We start from the raw sequence: 20,957 nt of genomic DNA, 5'->3' as shown, positions 1-20,957 counted from the left end.
CAGTATATACTGTTTCTTTATACAGTAAAGATGAGCGGGAATATTTTTATCTAACAGGTTATTTTTTGTGATGAGGTGGGAAAAATGAGTCGAAGTCTCGACAACGACTCATTGAAATTGAAAGGGTTATGGGCGAGTTGGATTGATCGTCAGTGGCTCTAGTGTCACGACAGCATTAACACTTGCTCCTGGGTGATCGACATACGACGTGTCTTGCATCAACGTGTAGAAAACGTCAACAAAGTCATCATCGTTGGTAAGCACACCATCTGGAATGGCATCGATGATCTTGTTTGTGATTTGTGGGATGACTGCGTATGCCTGAACTTGCGGATCTGGGATGGCTTTCAGAACTTCTTCAGCGACTTGCACCAATAGTTTAGCCAGCTGTTTGTAGTCTGTGCCGTCATCTTGCTCCATCAGAACAATATCTGCAGCGCCCCAGCGGTAGCGAGACCAGTGAATGATGATTTGATTTGGGTAGTAATCTTGGTTGTCGTAATCCAAGTAAGGAAGCTCTACCAGATCAATTGTCGGCTCGTCGCGGCTTGGATTGACACCTGTCACGATGGCGTAAACCTCTGCTTTGCCAGAGATCCACGGTTCTTTGTCATCCGCTAAGCGAATTTTCTTCAGTTGAGTTGTTTGAATCGGAGCGACATCACTTGTCACTGCGCTTTGTAGCATTGGTGAAGATTGTTTTTGACTCTCTGAATAATAAGGCTGAATTAGAGCTGGCTGCCCCAGTTTTTTCATTTCTGCCTGCATCGCCTGTAAGCCTGCTTTGAGCTCTGCAGAGCTGTTGTTATCGACAACTAGAACGGGAACGTCAGGAAGCTGATACACATCAAGTTGATGAATTTGCCCGTAAACGTCAAACGCTTCGATGTATTGCCAGCTTTCATCATCACCGCTTGGTTCAAAGGCAAAGAGTGGTGCAACGTCGCCATTGAGCCATGCTCCTAGCATTTTTTCGTTGGCTAAGCGCACTTCTAGCAATTGATCTGAGAATTCAGTAATGCCTTTCCAGCTACGAATTTGAGTGTCGGCTTCAACGAGCTGTTGGCTAAATTCTGCAGTAGGGTTTTGCTCAATGAAAGAGGAGACAGGAACATTGGTTTGTTGAGCAGTAATATCTCTTCTCAACATTGGCTCAATTGCCGTATAGTTTTCGCTCAGTTGTTGAGCAAGTTCCCGTTTGGTTTGTGTAATGTCGTCCGCACGCGCATTAGATACGTTTGTCACTTTAGTATCTTCAGATTGGCAGCCTATCAGTGCTAATGTACTGAGAACAGACAGAATGATAGTTTTTTTCATAGTATGTCCTTTATTGATTTTATGAAATAGAGTTAATACTCTATTCATGGTGAGAATATCACCCGACATACTCCATTCAATTTGCTTTTCTGGAATAAGTTAAACTTTGCACACAGGATCAAAGTTTATAAATTTCGTTTTAACGGCAGGATATATCGCGTCGCCTTATTAGTAAGGTTTTACGTGTTATCCCAAAAAAGAAAAAAGCCAGCAGCAATCAGCAACTGGCTTAAATTCGTGTTCATGAAAGCTAGAATAACTTACTAGACCAACCGAGTTTGTTCCTTAATACGTGATAGTAGCTGTAGTCTTTCGGATGGATGAGTTTGAGTACATTTGGGCTTTGATAAATGTGGATCTCATCGCCGGGAGAAACTGGCAGCGACACTTGTCCATCACAACTTACTTCTTGTGTACCGCGATTTTCTGGTGACACAATCAGTTTGATTCTGCGTTTGCCATCAACCACCAACGGTCGGCTAGATAAGGTATGAGGGAACATAGGCACCAGTGAAATGGCATTCAGGCTTGGTGACAGAATAGGGCCACCACCAGAAAGTGAGTATGCTGTCGAGCCAGTTGGTGTGGAGACAATCAACCCATCGGCGCGTAAAGAGAAGGCAAAGCTTTCATCAATGTACACCTCAAACTCAATCATATGTGCGATTTGCCCAGGATGGAGTACGGCTTCGTTTAAAGCGGCGTTATGACTTTTTATTTGACCATGACGATGCACTTCTGCCTCAAGTAAGAAACGCTCTTCTTCAATGTACTCTCCCGCAAGTACGGCTTTGAGTGCCGCTTGGAAATCGTCTGGGTTTAAATCAGTTAAAAAGCCTAGATTGCCACGGTTTACGCCAATCACAGGCACGTCAAAACGCGATAAAATTCTCGCTGCGCCCAGCATGTTGCCATCACCGCCGACAACTATCGCAAGGTCTGCGTTTTTGCCCAACTCAACTAAGCTGGCGAAGTGGTTTTGCGGGATCTCGTCCAAAATCGCTGCAAGGCGATCGTCAATAAACACTTTGTAACCTTCTGAGGTCAGCCATTCGTAAAGCTCTTTATGAGTCTGAATCGCTTGTTGATCTCTTGGTTTTCCGATAATCGCGATCACGTTACATGGATTTTTCATAGCATTTCCGCATTAAAGAGGCTTGAATCAGGAATCTTCATCCCCATAATAATGGCAAGTTACCTAAATATGCGAATTTTTATGTGGTTAAAGCCCGCAAAACGAGCATGGCTTTAAGGGCATTACGTTGAATTCTGGAGATATCATGAGCAACGAAGAAAACAAAGTTACAGAAGAAGAGCTTGATCAAATCATCGAAGAGGCTGAAAAAGTAGAAGCTGCGGCTCAAGAAGCTGAAGCAGAACTTGAAGAAATTGGTGACGAGAAAGACGCTAAGATTGCTCAACTAGAAGCGGCATTATTGTCTAGCGAAACCAAAGTAAAAGATCAGCAAGACGCAGTGCTTCGTGCAAAAGCTGAAGTTGAAAATATGCGTCGTCGTACTGAACAGGAAATCGACAAAGCGCGTAAATACGCTCTTAACAAGTTCGCTGAAGAACTGCTTCCTGTTATCGATAACCTAGAGCGTGCGATTCAAGCAGCAGATACAGAAAACGAAGTGATTAAGCCGATCCTTGAAGGTGTTGAGCTGACTCACAAGACGTTTGTTGATGTGGTTGCTAAGTTTGGTTTGAAAGAAATCAACCCTGAAGGTGAAACGTTCAACCCTGAATTCCACCAAGCAATGTCTATTCAAGAAAGCCCAGATCATGAATCAAACACCGTGATGTTTGTTATGCAGAAGGGTTATGAGTTAAACGGCCGTGTGATTCGTCCTGCAATGGTTATGGTTGCTAAATAACGACGCAAGTCACTGCAAAGTAGATACAAAATGCCTGTCACGTTTGTGATGGGCATTTTTGTTTTAAACAAAGGTGTGCTCCCTCCGTCTCGCTGAACCATAGATATCTAAAATTTGATCCCTTTCAAAGTTTTTCCTATTGAGGATATTTTTTCTTATAGGGAATTTTCTTTCTATCAACTGCGTAGTTATACAACCCTAAACCGATAACTGGTTGTTATCATTTGACTAAGTGAGCTTTGTTCTGAATATGAATGTATTCATAGTTTGTTTTGCTGAATTTTATTGTTAACAAAAATGTAAATTATCGCTTTATTTTGTAACTTTGATATGTATTATTTGCGAACACTGCTTTAGAAATAAGCAGATATAACTACAAAAATGTAAATAGCAAACACAACATATCGGAGATTTATAATGGATAAATCGCTTTCTAGTAAGATTTTCATAGGCTTGTTTGCCGGCCTTGTGCTGGGCACAGCTATTCAGTACTTATTTAGTGGTATTGCGATTTTTGATACTTACCTACTTGGAACGGCAGAAGGGGTTGGCGGCATGTTTGTCTCGCTGATCAAGCTTTTGGTTGTGCCTCTTGTGTATGTTTCAATCGTGTGCGGCATTGTCGATTTGAAAGACATTAGTGCTTTTGGTCGTCTTGGTGGGAAAACTTTTACTCTCTACATTCTCAATACCATCATTGCGATCGCAGCAGCGTTGACCGTGGGTTTAATTTTCCAACCGGGTGCTGGTGCAAACTTAGCGGGTACGGTTTCTGAAACCGTCAAGCTGACGACAACTGAAACACCAGATATTTTCTCGCTCGTGGTAAACATTGTACCAAGCAATCCAGTACAAGCTTTTGCTAACGGCGACATGCTACAAATTATCTTTATGGCTATTTTGACAGGTCTAGCCATTCAAGCTCTGGATTCTCGTGGTGGCCCTGCTATCCGCACGTTTAAGATGGCCAATGAGATCATGATGAAGCTGGTTGGTTTGGTCATGAGTCTAGCACCTTACGGTGTGTTTGCTCTGATGATTCAACTAGGTGCAACCTTAAATGCGAATACATTGATGTCTGTTGCAGGTTACGTTGCGCTTGTCGTGGCTATGCTTGTGTTCTGGATTTTCATCTTCTATCCAATGGCAGTTGGCATTACGACTGGAACTTCTCCAAAGGCGTTTCTCCGTGCAACTCGTGAACAAATCCTATTTTCTCTATCTACTGCAAGTTCAAATGCAACCATCCCTGTAACCATGCGTACTCTGACAGAGAAACTGCAAGTTTCTAAATCAGTTGCGGGTTTTGGTGTACCGCTAGGCGCGACGATGAACATGTCAGGTGTATCTATTTACATCGCGCTTGCAACAATTTTCGTTGCTAACGCGTTTGGCCAGCCAATTAACACCGCTGATGTGTTTACACTCGGTCTGACGATTCTTCTTCTTTCTATTGGTGCTGGTGGCGTACCAGGTGGTGGTGTGGTGATGGTTGGTGTGCTTCTTCACCAATTGGGTCTTCCACCAGAAGGTTTAGCTATCATTGCAGCGGTTGACCGTATCAACGATATGTTCTGTACCTCTTCGAACGTGGTAGGGGATACCGCAGTGAACACTATTGTCGCCAAAACAGAAGGTGAGATTGGCAATCAAGAAGAAGTAGAGGCGCAGCCTGCACAAGCTAATGCCTAGTCTTGAACAATAGAGTTGAATCCATATATAGAAAGCGAGCGGAATGAGCTCGCTTTCTTGTTTTTATGTCACAGAAAAATAACCGCTTTTCATCATGTTTACTTTGGAAGTTGTCGCTGGAATGTGATGCATTCCCAACAAGCTTGAAAGAAATCAATTAATTCATAAAAAATACGCTTTTTTTCAATTCTGCCCTTGAAAAGCGTTTTGACGCCCTTATCTATGTGGCATAGAGAAGCAAACATTGATTATTTTTGTTTGTGAGCAAGGGTTGAAACCCGATTCTCCTCCCCCCACATTGGGGTTATAACCAAACGAAAATAGAATTTATTCGGAGATAGCCAGATGGGTAAAATCATTGGTATTGACTTAGGTACTACTAACTCATGTGTTGCTGTACTAGACGGCGACAAACCACGTGTAATTGAAAACGCAGAGGGTGAACGTACTACTGCATCGGTTATTGCTTACACTGACGGTGAGACGCTAGTAGGTCAACCTGCGAAACGTCAAGCAGTAACTAACCCAACTAACACGCTATTTGCAATTAAGCGTCTAATTGGTCGTCGTTTTGAAGACGAAGAAGTTCAGCGTGACATCGAAATCATGCCTTACAAAATCGTTAAGGCTGACAACGGTGACGCTTGGGTAGAAGCGAAAGGCCAAAAAATGGCAGCTCCTCAGGTTTCTGCTGAAGTTCTTAAGAAAATGAAGAAAACTGCTGAAGACTTCCTAGGTGAGGAAGTAACCGGCGCAGTTATCACAGTACCTGCTTACTTTAACGATGCACAGCGTCAAGCAACGAAAGATGCTGGCCGTATCGCAGGTCTAGAAGTTAAACGTATCATCAACGAACCAACAGCAGCTGCGCTAGCTTACGGCCTAGACAAGAAAGGCGGTGACCGCACTATCGCTGTATACGACCTTGGTGGTGGTACATTCGATATTTCAATCATCGAAATCGATGAAGTTGAAGGCGAAAAAACATTCGAGGTTCTAGCAACTAATGGTGATACTCACCTAGGTGGTGAAGACTTTGATAACCGTCTTATCAACTACTTAGTAGACGAGTTTAAGAAAGAGCAAGGTATCGATCTTAAAAACGATCCACTAGCAATGCAGCGTGTTAAAGAAGCAGCAGAAAAAGCGAAAATTGAGCTTTCTTCTACTTCTCAAACAGACGTAAACCTACCTTACGTTACTGCTGATGCAACTGGTCCTAAGCACATGAACATCAAAGTGACTCGTGCGAAACTAGAATCTCTAGTTGAAGACCTAGTACAACGCTCTCTTGAGCCACTAAAAGTAGCTCTAGCTGACGCTGACCTATCAGTAAACGACATCACTGACGTAATCCTAGTTGGTGGTCAGACTCGTATGCCAATGGTTCAAGCGAAAGTTGCTGAGTTCTTCGGTAAAGAAGCGCGTCGTGACGTGAACCCTGACGAAGCAGTAGCAATGGGTGCTGCAGTTCAAGGTGGTGTACTTGCTGGTGAAGTTAAAGATGTTCTACTACTAGACGTAACTCCACTGTCTCTAGGTATCGAGACTATGGGTGGCGTAATGACTAAGCTAGTTGAGAAGAACACAACTATCCCAACTAAAGCGAACCAAGTTTTCTCTACTGCAGAAGACAACCAGAGCGCGGTAACTATCCACGTTCTACAAGGTGAGCGTAAGCAAGCGATGTACAACAAGTCTCTAGGTCAATTTAACCTAGAGGGCATCCAGCCTGCACCACGTGGTATGCCACAAATCGAAGTAACTTTCGACCTTGATGCGGATGGTATTCTACACGTATCAGCGAAAGACAAGCAGACTGGTAAAGAGCAGAAGATCACAATCCAAGCTTCTGGTGGTCTAAGCGACGACGAAATCGAGAAAATGGTTCAAGAAGCAGAAGCTAACAAAGAAGCGGACAAAAAGTTCGAAGAGCTAGCAACTGCACGTAACCAAGCAGACCAAATGATTCACGGTACTCGTAAGCAAATGGAAGAAGCGGGTGACGCACTTCCAGCTGAAGAGAAAGAGAAGATTGAAACTGCTATCTCAGAGCTAGAAGAAGCACGTAAAGGCGAAGACAAAGAAGCAATTGACGCAAAAGTTCAAGCTCTTATGACTGCTGCTCAAAAACTAATGGAAATCGCTCAACAACAAGCTCAAGCGCAACAAGCACAAGGTGCTGACGCTGGCGCACAGTCAAAAGATGACGACGTTGTAGATGCGGAGTTCGAAGAAGTTAAAGACGACAAGAAATAATCTTTCTTAACCAGATGGCTGCAAAGCCATCTGGAGTCGATACGACTTCGGTGTGCGGGCGTTTGGGGTGACTCTTACGCCCGTCTGTTTGTAAACGCTGTCTTTCTAGTTAAGTATTTTGCAATAAGTGCACTTACCTAGAACGATACAAACACCAAGCGGTGAATCGATGCCGTTTGTAGTAATTAACTGGTGACGAAGAACATGTCAAAACGTGATTTTTACGAAGTATTAGGCGTAAGCCGTGATGCCTCAGAGCGTGATATCAAAAAGGCGTACAAGCGCCTAGCGATGAAATTCCACCCAGACAGAAACCAGGGTGATGAGTCTGCGGCGGACAAGTTTAAAGAAGTAAAAGAAGCGTACGAAGTTCTAACCGACTCTCAGAAAAAAGCGGCTTATGACCAATATGGCCATGCTGCTTTTGAACAAGGTGGCGGTGGTTTCGGCGGCGGCTTTGGTGGAGGCGGCGCTGACTTCGGCGACATCTTTGGTGATGTGTTTGGCGATATCTTCGGTGGCGGTCGCCGTGGTGGCGGTGGTCATCGTGCGCAACGTGGTGCCGACTTACGTTACAACATGGAACTAACGCTAGAAGAAGCCGTTCGTGGTGTAACTAAAGAGATTGAAGTTCCGACACTGGTTCACTGTGACTCTTGTGACGGTAGCGGTGCGAAGAAAGGCTCATCAGCGGAAACATGTGGTACTTGTCATGGCCATGGCCAAGTGCAAATGCGTCAAGGTTTCTTCGCTGTTCAGCAAACCTGTCCTACCTGTCATGGTAAAGGTAAGATCATTAAAGACCCTTGTAATGAGTGTCATGGTCAAGGTCGCAAGCAAAAAACGAAAACACTTAACGTTAAAATCCCAGCTGGCGTGGATACTGGCGATCGCATTCGTCTATCTGGCGAAGGCGAAGCGGGAGAAATGGGTGCACCATCAGGTGATCTATACGTACAAGTACACGTGAAAGAGCACCACATTTTCGAGCGTGACGGCAACAACCTCTATTGTGAAGTGCCAGTAAGCTTTGCTATGGCTGCACTCGGCGGCGAAGTTGAAGTTCCAACTCTTGATGGACGAGTAAGCCTAAAAGTGCCGTCAGAAACACAAACTGGCCGTATGTTCCGTATGCGCGGTAAAGGTGTGAAAGGCGTCCGTGGCGGTGGTATTGGTGACTTGATCGTTAAATTGGTTGTAGAAACGCCAGTTAACTTAAGCTCTCGCCAAAAAGAACTGTTGAAAGAGTTTGAAGAGTCTTGTGGCGGTGAAGCTGCAACTAAACACAAACCAAAATCTGAAGGCTTCTTCAATGGTGTGAAGAAGTTCTTTGATGATTTAACCAGCTAAGATAAGTTCACTAAAAGCTCAAAAACAAAGGCCTGCTGAAACGCAGGCCTTTTTGCATTTGTAGTTTTTTAGTTCCAGCAAGCACTTGGTGATTCAACATTTGTTGACGTTAAAGTAATAGTTGTAGTGCCATTCAAGCACTCGTCGTCGTCCTGTCCAAGATCCGATTTTGCTGTTGCTGTAATGATGTAGGCTGTGCTTGCAGAGCTCGCAATATCGAACGAAAATCGATCTGTGTCGGAATCACATAGAGTACAGGCGCCACCAGAAATAATATGACTCCAGTCATACCCACCATCATAAGATGTCTCTAGTTCCAGTTGAATTCGACTAAGATCGCTCAAGGCAACCGTTCTATGGGACTTGATCACATGATTGGTATAAGAAGGGTAGGCGATTGCTGCAATGATTCCGACGATCGTTACGGCTATCAGTAATTCGATCAATGTCATCCCTCTCAATCTTTTTTTGTAGCTGTTACAACGAGAAATTCGAATCATCACGAGTAGTTTCCTTTTCACTTTTCCGCCTATTTTTGGCAGGTGATAGCATCTGTGCAAGATGAATTACGGTCGACTAGCCGTTTGCATAGGAATTTGGGAAATGCCTCGCGGGTTTACGTTGTTGGAACTTATGATCACTGTTGCTGTACTGAGTGCTTTATTGGCTACAGCTGCACCATCTTTCAAGAATGTCTTTGAAACCAATAAAATGCAGCGTTTAGCTAATGAATTACATGGCTTTGTTATTGAAGGTAAGTCTGAAGCAGTATTACGGCGCGAAAGACTCTGGGCGCACATCATCATGTCTGGGAGTTCATCCAGTGACGGAAACTGGCGTATTGATTTGACAGACAACGCGGCTGAGGGGGCTGGAACTGTGTTGTTCTCTTTATCAGGTAAGCCGTATGACGGTATTGTCGTTACCCCGAGCTATGCTTCCGATCAAATCAGCTTCGACGATGTCCATGGGCGACCATCATCAGGAAACTTGAAGTTTTATCCTGTTGGTGAATCATCAAAAGCCTTAAAACTCATTTCTCATACTTTATCAGCCCGCGTAAGAGTATGTAGTGATAACAGCGGCACAGAATATTACGGTTATTCAACTTGCTCTTAAGGATGGCTATGTTTAAACAAAAAGGGGCGAGCCTTGTTGAGTTTATGATCGCATCTGCACTTGGGCTTATTTCTCTAGCGACAGTGGGGTCAATCTATGTGAGTGGTCAACGAGTGATAATGGAACGTTCGAAAGAGTTAATGTTGTTACAGAACTCTGCAAGTGTCGTGCAGATGCTCAAGAGTGACATTCAGCGTGCTGGTTTTGACGGTAACGATGGTCATTCTATAAAAATATCGGGCTCAGCGAACACAATTTACACTCTTGATGATGTTGATAGAGGGCTAATTGCTTACGTCTATTACATAGGTGTTTCTGGCTCTGCTCCTTTGTATAAAAACGTGGCTTATGAGCAACGAGTTAACACGCCAGAGTCGCTATTTGTGTGTGAAAAAAAGCAAATAACGATATGGGATGTTAATGACGTGGTCAACCTTGCAGGCACAGGCTCATGTAACACTCTCTTTGATAAAAAAGTTATTCACGTTAATCGATTTGACCTGACTAGTGAATTGCTAGAAAGCACTGATGCAAAAAGTGCACTGGTGACTATTACATTGGGAACCGAATTGAAAGACGCGACTGATATTCGCACGCAGCAGTCGTTTACTGCAATGCAAAGGAACTGGCAGTAATGAAGAAACAACAAGGTGCAGCTGCGTTATTAGTTGTGAGCGTATTGCTAGTTGCGGCATTAATGATGTCTCTCGGTAGCTATAAATCCCTCTTTTACCAAATTAAACGAGCCAACAATCAAATTGAAGCACGACAAGAGTATTGGCGTGCAGAGGGGGGATTGGAGTGTGGCTACGCGATAAATAAAGCGGATATGTCGATCACACCAAATACGCAAGACTACTCTAGTTGTTTACAAAGTACTGTTGTCGCAACTCAATCTTTGGTGGATCCCAAATTCTACGAGCTATCTTCAAGCGTAAATAACCGAGTTGAGACCTTCAAAAGTATTGAAGTGGTTGGTAGACCAAGCGGAGCTATACAAGCCCGCTCTGATTTGAAGTTAATGGGCTCCTATCTTTTTACGCCTGAATTTGTCGAACCGGATATTTGTGTGTCTGTCCGATTTATGACATCAGTAGCAATGGAGGGCGCTTTTGTTACTACACACCCTTCTGGAAAAACGTGTAGTTCATCTCATATGACTAATACTGCACGCTCAGGGTTATGCGTTTCTGGTGACTCTAACTGTGATGATTCTGGTGGCATAAACGACTACAAAGTGAAAGTCATTGGTAACAATCAAAATTATATTGGCGACGAAAAGATGTTTGAGCATGATTTTGTTCATGACCCAAACCTTGACCCTTTTGAAGCTTTTTTTGGTTACCCTCGCTCCCAATTAACTCAAATAAAAAATGGATTTGTGGTGATTGATGGGAGTGTGGCAAGCAGCTCGTCAACAGCTCAATCTTGTGTTGATAGAATTGTCAGTGCGTTTTCTGTGAGCGACAAAGTTTGGGTGGTTGGTGATTGTGACCTAGAAACTGGTATAGGAACCAGTCTCAATGCTAGCCCTAAGCTTCTTGTTATCGAGAATGGATTATTGTCGGTTAATGGTGCTGACTCTTTTCCCGGAACTGTTTACCAATTGTTTACTTCTACAGTTAGTGACATGACCGCAAGATGGACATCGGATGTCTCAGTCACTCCATTTATAGGAGGACTCTCTACAGACGAAATAAAGAAACTTACTTTTTTTTCCCGTGGCGCTTTTAAGCCTGTAGGTGGATATGTTTTCGACACCCCTGGTGGGTTAAGTGTCTTTGGTGCTGCAGTTAACCTGGAGTTTGATTCAACATCTGTACCCAATGATCACAAGAAAATTAAATGGAAAAAGGGCTCTTGGAATGATCTCTAAACAAAAAGGTTTTAACCTTCTTGAGGTTCTAATTTCTTTTTTGCTTATCGGTGTCGGGGCTCTAGGTTTAACAAAGCTAAACGTGTATCTCGAACGTGAATCCGAATATGCAATAAAAAGTATTGAAGCACTGCGTCTAGCAGAGAACCAGTTTGAATGGTTCCGTACGCGTGGAGCCTCGGATGCGCTTTCGACGATCTCTACGGCTAGCTTTGCCTCTATTGTAACAGGATCTTCCGCTACTGGTGCGTATACAGTGGAGTGGGTTGTGCCGTCGGCTACTGTGTCTGGATCTCTTAAAACCATTACTATTACGACCAGTTGGAAAGACAGAGTGGGACAAACGCAATCAGTTCAGTTGAAAACTATGATTTCACAGTACAGTGAATTCGAAAACTAAGTTCAATTGCATACATAGCTTGAGACAAAGTCGCGGATAATTTCTTTTTGATACCGGGTTTGTCTCGGTTAATGAATGGTTTTTGAACTGTTAATGTGGTTGGTGTGCTACTGTTTTTATTATGTTTAATCGGAGTGGCGTTTTTGCAAAATATGTCTCCAATTATGGAAAAAATCATAGAACCTTGTGCTTTCCCTATCCTTATTTACTAGAATGCTGTGTTGATAATAGGCCATTATAATTATTCAAATAGGCCTTGGCACCAACATCATTCATATGGAGTTACCATGAGTAACCAAGCTGTAAATAAGGCACCATCATCGAAGCCGAGCTGGATGGATCGCTTTCTAAACTTTATCGAGCGTGCAGGTAATAAAATTCCTGATCCTGCGATTTTGTTTTTCTGGGCACTGATCATTACTTGGGCTGCGTCTGCACTTTTGTCGAATGTTACTTTCGACCTTCCAAACCCTCGAACGGGCGAAGCTCTTACCATTACTAACTTACTTACGGGTGAAGCTCTAGCAAGTTTCCTTGCTAACATGGTCACTACGTTTACTGGTTTTGCACCTCTAGGCATCGTATTAGTTGCAATGTTGGGTGTAGGTGTTGCGGATTCTTCTGGTTTTATCACGACTGGCCTTAAGAAGATGCTGAACTTCACTCCAGCGAAGCTACTTACACCAATGCTTATTCTTGTCGCAATCATCTCGCATACCGCGGCTGATGCGGGCTACGTTTTGGTTATTCCTCTAGGTGGTATCATTTTCCATGCCGCTGGTCGTCACCCTCTAGCTGGTATCGCAGCAGCATTTGCTGGTGTGTCTGGTGGTTTCTCTGCAAACTTCATTCCTTCAGGTATTGACCCATTGCTCGCTGGTTTCACACAAACGGCAGCACAGGTTCTTGATCCTGAATACGTGGTTAACCCTCTAGCAAACATCTTCTTCACTGGTCTATCTTCAGTGATCATCGTTGCTATCGGTTGGTACGTGACTGAGAAAATCATCGAGCCACGTCTTGCAAAGATGCCAATTGATGAAGATGCAGAAACGGCACCAAACTTAGGCTCTTTCACTGAGTTGGAATCAAAAGCATTCCGCTACGCTGGCTGGGCTATGATGGTGGGTATCGCACTTCTTGTTGCCGCGTTATTGCCTGAGAACTCGGCACTTCGTTCTCCTGAAGGCGAAATTACGGCGTTTTCTGCGCCTATCATGAAGTCGATTGTTCCACTGATCTTCATTCTATTTATCATCCCAGGTTACGTTTACGGTAAAGTATCTGGCACTTTTAAGACAAGTAACGACATCATCAAAGCGATGGCGGATACCATGTCGACCATGGGCGCATACATTGTCATGTCGTTCTTCTGTGCTCAGTTCCTATCTGCATTTGCTCAGTCAAACATCGGTACGATGCTAGCGTTGTATGGTGCTGAAGGCTTAAAAGCGATGAACCTACCAGGTGAAGCAACCATTATTGGTATGATCTTGCTAACAGCGGCTGTAAACCTACTTATCGGTTCCGCTTCTGCGAAATGGGCTTTGATTGGTCCAATCCTAGTTCCAATGCTAATGGCGGTAGGTATTTCTCCTGAACTATCTCAGGCGGCTTACCGTGTGGGTGACTCAGTATCGAACATCATTTCGCCTCTGATGGTATTCTTCCCTCTTGTAGTGGTTTACTGTCAACGTTACGTGAAGTCGACAGGCATTGGTACACTTGCGTCACTGATGATGCCATTCTCGATTGCTATGTTGATTGGTTGGTCAATCTTCCTAGTTCTTTACTGGATGGTAGGTATCCCACTAGGTATTCAAGCACCGTACACATACACGATGTAAATGATCGAATATTAGAGAAAAGCGCAGGTCGAAAGGTCTGCGTTTTTTTGTTTTGAGGTGCCATTACGAAAGAGGCGCATCTCCAAAACTTATGTCCTGCTGTAGTGAAAGCGATGTTGGTGGTAATATTTCGCTATTCATAGTTACCTTCCTTTCTGGAGCCCTTTTGTCTGAGCATCAATTTACCCCACAAGACGAAATTTTTATGCGCCGTGCACTTGCATTAGCTGAACAAGCTGAATTGGAAGGAGAGGTGCCTGTGGGAGCGGTATTAGTTAAAGATGGAGAAGTGATTGCAGAAGGCTGGAACCGCTCTATCTGCTCTCATGATGCAACAGCACATGCGGAGATTCAGACTCTACGTAAAGCTGGGACTGTATTAGAAAACTATCGACTTTTAGACACCACTCTCTATGTCACACTAGAGCCTTGCCCGATGTGCGCAGGAGCACTGTTGCACAGCAGAGTGAAACGCGTGGTATTTGGCGCGCCAGATCTTAAAGCTGGCGCGGCTGGTACGGTATTGAACTTGTTTGAGAGCCAAGCGGCTTACCATTACGCAACGGTCGAAAAAGGGCTGTTAGAGGATGAGTGCCGTGAGCAGTTGCAGGCCTTTTTCAAGCGTCGTCGCAAAGAAATTAAGGCTAAGAAACAAGAGAAAAAAGTATTAGAAGGTAAGCAAGAAGATTAAGTTGGTGAGTTGTGTTCAGCAAACATCTACGGGTGTGTAGATGTTTGCTTTAAGTTCTTAGTGATTTACTAAGTGAACGAATACACGATTGCGTGAGCTGACTTTCTTTTTCATCGTTGTCAGCTTTCGCTTGCGGCGAATCGCAGCCACTGTCTTATTCAAACGCTTTGACTGCACTCTACGTCTTCTCATATCCGAACCTCCTGCAGACAAGACTACAAACACCCTCTCGCGATACAGCGCACGCTGCATCTACTTTGCATTGTGGATGACATTCTAGTGATGGAGTCACTTCAAATTAGGAGAGAGGGAAACCAACCGAACCGATTTATTCCGCAAGCATCAATTAACGGGTATGGACGCTGCAGTAAGGTGTTGACCAATCACGTTTGTATACACTTACTATGATGACCGGTCTGGTTCGGAACATCGGATTTTAGATAAGTTCTACCTTGGACTCAACAAAAAAGACGAGCTTCACACTCGTCTTTTTTGCGTGTTTATTCTTCTTCTTGGTCTAAATCTTCATCGACTTCATTGGTGATATCAGAGGCTCCAGACACTTCTTCTGCAATGGTTTCCACCGCACCAGAAATAAGCAACTCTGGATTTAGTGGTGGGATAACCTGTAGATCATCCGTATCTTCATCAATGGAAGGCTTTTGACTGACATGCCCAATGATTGATTGGTAGTAGCGTCGAATATTTTCAACGTAATTACGCGCCTCGTCTCCACGAGCGTAGCCATAACGGGTTTGGCTGTAGTAACGCTTTTGTCGTAACAGCGGTAGTCGGTCTTTTACATCTGCCCATGCGTTTGGATCGCCACCTTGTGCCTTGGTTAATCGACGCGCGTCCATCATGTGGCCATAACCAATATTGTACGATGCCAATGCAAACCAAATTTTTTCATGTTCGTTAATCGTATCAGGTACGCGAGCGACGATGCGACGCAGGTATTCCACACCACCACGAACAGATTGCTCTGGGTTTAGACGATCGGTTACACCAACACTTTTCGCAGTTGGTAGAGTCAGCATCATCATGCCACGAACACCCGTAGGCGATTTTGCTTTTGGTTTCCAATGAGATTCTTGGTAGGCCAAAGCGGCAATGAGACGCCAATCAAACTCTTCGCTGTATTTTTGGAACAGCGGAGCCCATCTTGGCAACTTATCATCAAGAGCACGAATAAAGGCTCGCGTGTCCACGTAGTCAAACGCTTCAATATGGCCAATGTACTTCTCTTCAAGAGAAGCTAGCTCGCCAGATTGTTTGATATTGCCGAAAAACTCAATCAGCATCGCATACAAGCTCTCATCCTCTGAGCGGCGAGTAAACCATGATACTGGTTGATCTTCGGTGAGCTCAAAAGCAAGTGCTAAATCTGGATACAGGCGCTGCGCGAGAGACAGTTCTACGGAATCAGTGACGGTGAAACGCAGTTCTCCAGTCGATACATGTTTCAGTAAATCGCGAGTGTCAGCATCGCCCACGATTTCAAACTGCAATTCAGGATACTGCTTTTTCAATGCCGTCAGTGTCGGAACATATTGAGACTGTTCGACAATTTTCAATGTTTGCGCGCCAGCATTCACGTCTTCTTCTGATTGACTGTCTTTGGATGCTTGATACTCGATAAGCTGCTCAATATCACGAGGACGAAGCTGGCCCTTTTTGTAGACCACTTGCTGGCTTACATAATAATAAGCAGGGCCAGGTCTAAAACGCTTGACGGCTTGTGATGTTTGATTAAGCCCCGTAGCAATAATATCGATGTCGCCCTTCTTTAAGGCAGGGAAAAGGTCGGCTTGTCTGAAAGCGGGTTTGATTTCTAGCTTTACGCCCAACTCTTCTGCAAATTTACGCGCCAGCTCATAATCCAAACCCGCAGGGCCATCAGGACCAATGTAGTACGAGAGTTGGTTGTTGAGCGTGCCAACGCGTAGCACTCCGCGCTCTTGGATTTTCTCGAATTCACTTTTCGGCTGCGACTCAATTTGGCAGGCAGAAAGCAGTAGCACAGAAGCAAAAAGTAGGACGCTGCGCTTGAGTCGGTTGAAGTGGCGTATTTGCATTGATCGGTACATCTCAGAAAATTTCTAGTGGTCTTTATATCAAAGCGCGGAGGTGGGGCAAAGCGAATCGGACAGATAGAGTGCGACATTGTGTGTTTTATCGACATTTCGGCTACAACTCAAATTTGACAAAAAAAATGACGCAAACGGTTGCTTTTGGTGTTACATCACAAAAACAATTGCTATATAATGCGCTCGCAATGACGAGGTGGAATCGGCATAGGTTCGATAGAGCTCAAGTTAAGTGTCTGAATTTATTCCAATATCACCTTAATCAATTGCATAAGAGACCTAAGCACATGAGAATTTTGCGTGGCTCCCCAGCTCTTTCTGAGTTTCGTGTTAATAAACTACTGGAACTTTGTCGTGAACAAGATCTGCCTGTAACTGGCATCTATGCAGAGTTTATGCATTTTGCAGATCTAAAGTCTGACCTTGATGACCAAGAGTTAGAAAAACTTGAAAAGTTACTAACTTACGGCCCAACAATTGAAGAGCATGAGCCAGAAGGTCTTCTACTTCTTGTTACGCCTCGTCCAGGCACTATCTCGCCTTGGTCTTCTAAATCTACCGATATCGCTATTAACTGTGGTCTGGACACTGTTAAGCGTCTGGAGCGCGGTACGGCTTACTACGTAGAATCTTCAGTTGTTCTATCAGAAGCTCAAGTTGACGCTGTCAAAGCGTTAATTCACGACCGCATGATGGAAACGGTGTTCACAGAACTTGAAGCCGCGTCAGCGCTGTTTACAGTCGCAGAGCCAAAGCCTGTGGCGCATGTTGATATCTTAGCGGGCGGTCGTCTTGCGCTTGAAGAAGCAAACGTTTCCCTTGGTTTGGCACTCGCAGAAGATGAAATTGATTACTTGGTGGAGAATTTCACTAAGTTAGGTCGTAACCCTAACGACATCGAGCTGATGATGTTTGCTCAGGCGAACTCAGAGCACTGTCGTCATAAGATCTTTAATGCAGACTGGACTATCGATGGCGTAGACCAAGAGAAGTCTCTGTTTAAGATGATCAAAAACACATTCGAAACGACACCAGACCATGTTCTGTCTGCTTACAAAGATAATGCAGCGGTAATGACTGGTTCTAAAGTGGGTCGTTTCTTCCCAGATCCTAAAACTCGTCAATACACTTACCACCATGAAGATGCACACATCTTAATGAAGGTAGAGACGCACAACCACCCAACGGCTATCTCTCCATGGCCTGGTGCATCAACCGGTTCTGGTGGTGAAATCCGTGACGAAGGCGCGACGGGTATCGGTGGTAAACCAAAAGCGGGTCTGGTTGGTTTTACAACGTCTAACTTGCGTATTCCTGGTTTTGAACAGCCTTGGGAAACCGACTTCGGTAAGCCGGGTCGTATCGTAAACGCGTTAGATATCATGCTTGAAGGCCCTCTGGGTGGCGCAGCATTCAACAACGAATTTGGTCGTCCAAACCTATTAGGTTACTTCCGTACCTACGAAGAGAAAGTGACTTCTCACGCGGGTGAAGAAATTCGTGGTTACCACAAGCCAATCATGATTGCTGGTGGTATGGGTAACATCCGTGACGAACACGTACAGAAGAAAGAGATCCCAGTGGGTGCGAGCCTGATCGTACTTGGTGGGCCTGCAATGAACATCGGTCTTGGTGGCGGTGCGGCGTCTTCAATGGCATCTGGTCAGTCAGCGGAAGATCTGGACTTTGCTTCAGTACAACGTGAAAACCCAGAGATGGAGCGTCGTTGTCAGGAAGTGATCGACCGCTGTTGGCAGCTAGGTGAAGCGAACCCAATCGCATTTATCCACGATGTGGGTGCGGGCGGTATCTCTAACGCACTTCCTGAGCTTTGTGACGACGGTGAGCGTGGCGGTAAGTTCCAGTTACGTGACGTACCAAATGATGAATTGAGCATGAGCCCTCTGGAAATCTGGTGTAACGAATCTCAGGAGCGTTATGTTCTTGCGGTAGCACCAGAAAACATGGAAGCGTTCGATGCGATTTGTAAGCGCGAGCGTGCACCTTACGCAGTGGTTGGTGTGGCAACAGAAGAGCGTCATCTGACGCTAGAAGATTCTCACTTCGATAACACGCCAATTGATATGCCAATGGATATCTTGCTTGGTAAAACACCGAAGATGCACCGTGAAGCAACGACTTTGAAAGTAGATAGCCCAGCGATCGTACGCGACGGTATCGAAATCAACGAAGCGGTAGATCGCGTACTTCGTCTTCCTACGGTTGCTGAGAAAACATTCCTGATCACGATCGGTGACCGCTCAGTTACTGGTTTAGTTGCTCGTGACCAAATGGTTGGTCCTTGGCAGGTGCCTGTGGCGAACTGTGCAGTTACGGCGGCAAGTTACGACACATACCACGGTGAAGCGATGTCGATGGGTGAGCGTACTCCGGTTGCTCTATTAGACTTCGGCGCGTCTGCTCGTCTGGCGGTTGGTGAATCTCTGACTAACATCGCAGCGACAGATATCGGCGATATCAAACGCATTAAGCTGTCAGCGAACTGGATGTCTCCAGCGGGTCACCCAGGTGAAGATGCGGGTCTTTACGAAGCAGTGAAAGCGGTTGGTGAAGAGCTATGTCCGGCGCTAGGTCTGACTATCCCGGTTGGTAAAGACTCAATGTCAATGAAGACTAAGTGGGAAGAGAATGGCGAAAGCAAAGAAGTGACTTCGCCACTATCGCTAGTTATCACTGCGTTTGGTCGTGTTGAAGACGTACGTAAGACAGTAACGCCTCAGCTACGCACATCTGATACCTTGGAAGGACTAGGTGACACTTCACTTGTTCTTGTAGACCTAGGTAACGGCAAAAACCGTTTGGGTGCAACAGCACTGGCACAGGTTTACAAGCAGCTGGGTGATAAGCCGGCAGACGTAGACAACGCAGAGCAACTAAAAGGCTTCTTCGATGCAATGCAAAATCTCGTACGTAACGACAAGCTGCTTGCTTACCACGATAAAGGTGACGGCGGTCTATTTGTAACGTTGGCTGAGATGGCGTTCGCGGGTCACTGTGGCGTAAAGGCGAACATCGCAGAGCTGGGTGAAGATGCGCTGGCGGTCCTATTTAACGAAGAATTAGGCGCGGTTGTTCAGGTTAAAAACGACGATCTGGATTCAGTTCTGTCTACGCTAGCAGCGAATGGCTTAGAAGCATGTTCACATGTAATTGGTTCTGTTGAAGCATCAGACGACTTTGTTATCACTTCTGGTGATGATGTTGTGCTTAAGCGTTCACGTACCGAACTACGTGTTATCTGGGCAGAAACTACGCATAAAATGCAGGCGCTACGTGATAACCCAGCATGTGCAGACCAAGAATTTGAAGCGAAGAAAGACAACACTGACCCTGGTCTGAACGTATCTCTAAGCTTTGATGTGAATGAAGATATCGCAGCACCTTACATTGCGAAAGGCGCGAAACCTAAGATGGCGATTCTTCGTGAACAAGGTGTTAACTCTCACGTTGAAATGGCAGCAGCCTTTGACCGTGCTGGCTTTGAAGCAACTGATATCCACATGAGCGACATTCTGACAGGCCAAGCGGTACTTGATGAATACCAAGGTCTGGTAGCTTGTGGTGGTTTCTCTTACGGTGACGTGCTAGGTGCGGGTGAAGGTTGGGCGAAGTCTATCCTGTTTAACGCACAAGCTCGTGAGCAGTTCCAAGCGTTCTTCAACCGTGAAGAGACATTCTCTCTAGGTGTTTGTAACGGTTGTCAGATGCTTTCTAACCTGAAAGAGCTTATCCCGGGTGCAGACTTGTGGCCACGTTTTGTTCGCAACGAATCTGAGCGTTTTGAAGCACGCTTTAGCCTGGTTGAAGTACAGAAGTCTGATTCTGTGTTCTTCGACGGCATGGCTGGCTCACGTATGCCTATCGCGGTTTCTCACGGTGAAGGTCGTGTCGAAGTACGTGACGGTGAGCACCTAAACGCAATTGAAGCGTCAGGTACTGTCGCGCTACGTTACGTTGATAATAACGGTAACCCAACGCAACAATACCCGAACAACCCGAATGGTTCGCCGAATGCGATTACCGGTCTGACTACCGCAGGTGGCCGTGTAACCATCATGATGCCTCACCCAGAGCGTGTATTCCGCACAGTTGCAAACTCTTGGGCTCCGGAAGGTTGGGGTGAAAATGGCGCTTGGATGCGTATGTTCCAAAACGCGCGCAAGAACATCGGTTAAGTATTAATACTTTACAAACGCGAAGCGCAGATCGAAAGATCTGCGCTTTTCTTTTTTGGGATTGTGGAAGTGCGAAGTCGAAAACGGGCTAGTACACTTATTGCCAACAACCAATGTGGTTTAAGTGTGGAAAATAAAATTTTTGCAGCCAATCATAATGATTTATGCTCTAATACCGCGCTTACCAAGGGATGGTGTTAAACAGCTCAGCTTAGATGGAGTTATCAAGTTGACCGAATCCCT

The 20,957-nt window shown here is 45.0% G+C and carries 16 protein-coding genes; 11 read left to right on the top strand and 5 right to left on the bottom strand.

Annotation, left to right across the window (positions count from 1 at the left end; genetic code table 11):
- Positions 1-126: 126 nt before the first annotated feature.
- Together UF05_RS16145 and nadK are read right to left on the bottom strand one after the other, a co-directional pair.
- Positions 127-1,317 carry a DUF3103 domain-containing protein gene (locus UF05_RS16145; protein ID WP_190970632.1) on the bottom strand — a complete coding sequence of 397 codons (1,191 nt, stop codon included), beginning with the start codon at positions 1,315-1,317 and terminating at the stop codon, positions 127-129.
- Positions 1,318-1,567: 250 nt separating this feature from the next.
- Positions 1,568-2,452 carry an NAD(+) kinase gene (gene nadK / locus UF05_RS16140; protein WP_005455932.1) on the bottom strand — a complete coding sequence of 295 codons (885 nt, stop codon included), beginning with the start codon at positions 2,450-2,452 and terminating at the stop codon, positions 1,568-1,570.
- Positions 2,453-2,597: 145 nt separating this feature from the next.
- Here nadK and grpE point away from each other — a divergent pair, with 145 nt between their 5' ends.
- From grpE to dnaJ, 4 genes are all read left to right on the top strand, one after another.
- Positions 2,598-3,194: a nucleotide exchange factor GrpE gene (gene grpE / locus UF05_RS16135; protein WP_005455958.1), complete on the top strand. Its 597-nt coding sequence runs from the start codon at positions 2,598-2,600 to the stop codon at positions 3,192-3,194.
- 417 nt (positions 3,195-3,611) lie between these two features.
- Positions 3,612-4,886, top strand: coding sequence for a dicarboxylate/amino acid:cation symporter (locus tag UF05_RS16130; RefSeq protein ID WP_017448814.1), 1,275 nt, complete (start codon positions 3,612-3,614; stop codon positions 4,884-4,886).
- Positions 4,887-5,231: 345 nt separating this feature from the next.
- On the top strand, positions 5,232-7,145 hold the full coding sequence (gene dnaK / locus UF05_RS16125) for a molecular chaperone DnaK (protein WP_005455943.1): 1,914 nt from the start codon (positions 5,232-5,234) through the stop codon (positions 7,143-7,145).
- 204 nt (positions 7,146-7,349) lie between these two features.
- Positions 7,350-8,495: a molecular chaperone DnaJ gene (dnaJ, locus tag UF05_RS16120; protein WP_005482993.1), complete on the top strand. Its 1,146-nt coding sequence runs from the start codon at positions 7,350-7,352 to the stop codon at positions 8,493-8,495.
- Positions 8,496-8,563: 68 nt separating this feature from the next.
- On the opposite strand, the gene UF05_RS16115 is transcribed toward dnaJ, so the two are convergent.
- Entirely contained in the window at positions 8,564-8,995 is a 432-nt protein-coding gene (locus tag UF05_RS16115) for a type IV pilin protein (protein WP_024700118.1), read from the bottom strand.
- Positions 8,996-9,098: 103 nt separating this feature from the next.
- Here UF05_RS16115 and UF05_RS16110 point away from each other — a divergent pair, with 103 nt between their 5' ends.
- The 6 genes from UF05_RS16110 to tadA all read left to right on the top strand — a co-directional run bounded on the left by UF05_RS16110 (position 9,099) and on the right by tadA (position 14,428).
- A complete protein-coding gene (locus UF05_RS16110; protein WP_021487286.1) occupies positions 9,099-9,614 on the top strand; it encodes a GspH/FimT family pseudopilin in 516 nt (171 codons plus the stop codon).
- A gap of 8 nt (positions 9,615-9,622) precedes the next feature.
- Positions 9,623-10,249 carry a PilW family protein gene (locus UF05_RS16105; RefSeq protein ID WP_031778398.1) on the top strand — a complete coding sequence of 209 codons (627 nt, stop codon included), beginning with the start codon at positions 9,623-9,625 and terminating at the stop codon, positions 10,247-10,249.
- Entirely contained in the window at positions 10,249-11,490 is a 1,242-nt protein-coding gene (locus UF05_RS16100; RefSeq protein WP_025818551.1) for a hypothetical protein, read from the top strand. Before UF05_RS16105 ends, UF05_RS16100 begins: the two co-directional genes overlap by 1 nt.
- Positions 11,480-11,890: a type IV pilus modification PilV family protein gene (locus tag UF05_RS16095; protein WP_045545490.1), complete on the top strand. Its 411-nt coding sequence runs from the start codon at positions 11,480-11,482 to the stop codon at positions 11,888-11,890. Before UF05_RS16100 ends, UF05_RS16095 begins: the two co-directional genes overlap by 11 nt.
- Positions 11,891-12,177: 287 nt before the next feature.
- Positions 12,178-13,737: an AbgT family transporter gene (locus tag UF05_RS16090; protein WP_045545489.1), complete on the top strand. Its 1,560-nt coding sequence runs from the start codon at positions 12,178-12,180 to the stop codon at positions 13,735-13,737.
- A 166-nt stretch (positions 13,738-13,903) separates the two neighbouring features.
- Positions 13,904-14,428: a tRNA adenosine(34) deaminase TadA gene (gene tadA, locus UF05_RS16085; protein ID WP_020840176.1), complete on the top strand. Its 525-nt coding sequence runs from the start codon at positions 13,904-13,906 to the stop codon at positions 14,426-14,428.
- A gap of 57 nt (positions 14,429-14,485) precedes the next feature.
- Here tadA and UF05_RS26665 read toward each other — a convergent pair whose 3' ends face one another.
- Entirely contained in the window at positions 14,486-14,620 is a 135-nt protein-coding gene (locus tag UF05_RS26665; RefSeq protein ID WP_005488686.1) for a hypothetical protein, read from the bottom strand.
- A 308-nt stretch (positions 14,621-14,928) separates the two neighbouring features.
- Positions 14,929-16,506 (bottom strand): membrane-bound lytic murein transglycosylase MltF, encoded by a 1,578-nt coding sequence (gene mltF, locus UF05_RS16080; protein WP_005455996.1) that lies wholly within the window; start codon positions 16,504-16,506, stop codon positions 14,929-14,931.
- Between the two features lie 299 nt (positions 16,507-16,805).
- Between mltF and purL the strand changes: the two genes are divergently transcribed.
- Positions 16,806-20,714, top strand: coding sequence for a phosphoribosylformylglycinamidine synthase (gene purL / locus UF05_RS16075; protein ID WP_045545488.1), 3,909 nt, complete (start codon positions 16,806-16,808; stop codon positions 20,712-20,714).
- Positions 20,715-20,957: the final 243 nt, after the last annotated feature.

Origin of the sequence: Vibrio sp. S457-15 (assembly GCF_000960545.1) — a bacterium.
Lineage (GTDB): Bacteria > Pseudomonadota > Gammaproteobacteria > Enterobacterales > Vibrionaceae > Vibrio > Vibrio parahaemolyticus.
Note: the sequence above shows the minus strand (reverse complement) of the source record. Positions and strands in the feature narration are given on the sequence as shown.

Excerpts from the sequence above, each read along its gene's own strand:
- UF05_RS16145 (WP_190970632.1), bottom strand. The coding sequence starts at position 1,317 with ATGAAAAAAACTATCATTCTGTCTGTTCTCAGTACATTAGCACTGATA.
- nadK (WP_005455932.1), bottom strand. The coding sequence starts at position 2,452 with ATGAAAAATCCATGTAACGTGATCGCGATTATCGGAAAACCAAGAGAT.
- grpE (WP_005455958.1), top strand. The coding sequence starts at position 2,598 with ATGAGCAACGAAGAAAACAAAGTTACAGAAGAAGAGCTTGATCAAATC.
- UF05_RS16130 (WP_017448814.1), top strand. The coding sequence starts at position 3,612 with ATGGATAAATCGCTTTCTAGTAAGATTTTCATAGGCTTGTTTGCCGGC.
- dnaK (WP_005455943.1), top strand. The coding sequence starts at position 5,232 with ATGGGTAAAATCATTGGTATTGACTTAGGTACTACTAACTCATGTGTT.
- dnaJ (WP_005482993.1), top strand. The coding sequence starts at position 7,350 with ATGTCAAAACGTGATTTTTACGAAGTATTAGGCGTAAGCCGTGATGCC.
- UF05_RS16115 (WP_024700118.1), bottom strand. The coding sequence starts at position 8,995 with ATGATTCGAATTTCTCGTTGTAACAGCTACAAAAAAAGATTGAGAGGG.
- UF05_RS16110 (WP_021487286.1), top strand. The coding sequence starts at position 9,099 with ATGCCTCGCGGGTTTACGTTGTTGGAACTTATGATCACTGTTGCTGTA.
- UF05_RS16105 (WP_031778398.1), top strand. The coding sequence starts at position 9,623 with ATGTTTAAACAAAAAGGGGCGAGCCTTGTTGAGTTTATGATCGCATCT.
- UF05_RS16100 (WP_025818551.1), top strand. The coding sequence starts at position 10,249 with ATGAAGAAACAACAAGGTGCAGCTGCGTTATTAGTTGTGAGCGTATTG.
- UF05_RS16095 (WP_045545490.1), top strand. The coding sequence starts at position 11,480 with ATGATCTCTAAACAAAAAGGTTTTAACCTTCTTGAGGTTCTAATTTCT.
- UF05_RS16090 (WP_045545489.1), top strand. The coding sequence starts at position 12,178 with ATGAGTAACCAAGCTGTAAATAAGGCACCATCATCGAAGCCGAGCTGG.
- UF05_RS26665 (WP_005488686.1), bottom strand. The coding sequence starts at position 14,620 with ATGAGAAGACGTAGAGTGCAGTCAAAGCGTTTGAATAAGACAGTGGCT.
- mltF (WP_005455996.1), bottom strand. The coding sequence starts at position 16,506 with ATGCAAATACGCCACTTCAACCGACTCAAGCGCAGCGTCCTACTTTTT.
- purL (WP_045545488.1), top strand. The coding sequence starts at position 16,806 with ATGAGAATTTTGCGTGGCTCCCCAGCTCTTTCTGAGTTTCGTGTTAAT.